This window comes from Psychromarinibacter sediminicola, from assembly GCF_029168335.1.
Taxonomy (GTDB): Bacteria; Pseudomonadota; Alphaproteobacteria; order Rhodobacterales; family Rhodobacteraceae; genus Psychromarinibacter; species Psychromarinibacter sediminicola.
Window position 1 is genome coordinate 1 of record NZ_JARGYC010000248.1, and the last position, 395, is coordinate 395.

At 62.5% G+C, this 395-nt stretch carries 1 protein-coding gene; it reads right to left on the reverse strand.

Features of this window, described 5'->3' with window-relative positions:
• The coding region (locus P1J78_RS25215) for an IS6 family transposase (protein ID WP_275570112.1) at window positions 1-395 on the reverse strand (395 nt) is incomplete at both ends.

Sequence of the window (395 nt, forward strand, 5' to 3'; positions counted from 1 at the left end):
CCGGTTTCCTGGCGATCGGCCGCACCGATTTCCTTCAGCGCCGCGCCATAGGACCGAAGCCGGTCGGTCACGATGGTGTCCGGCCGGCCGTAGCGTTTCATTGATTTCCTCAGGAATTTCAGAGCGGCCTTCTTGTCACGGGTCTTCGTCACGAAGCTCTCGAGGACCTCGCCCTCGTGGTCGACAGCCCGCCACAAGTAGTGGCGCTCACCATTGATCTTCACGAACATCTCGTCGAGGTGCCATCGCCACTGGCTCGACCGCATGCCGTCGATCCGGCGTTTCCGGATCTCGGCGGCAAACATCGGCCCGAACCGGTGCCACCAGAACCGGACCGCTTCGTGGCTCACGTCGATCCCACGTTCGTGCAGCAGGTCTTCGACATTCCGCAGCGA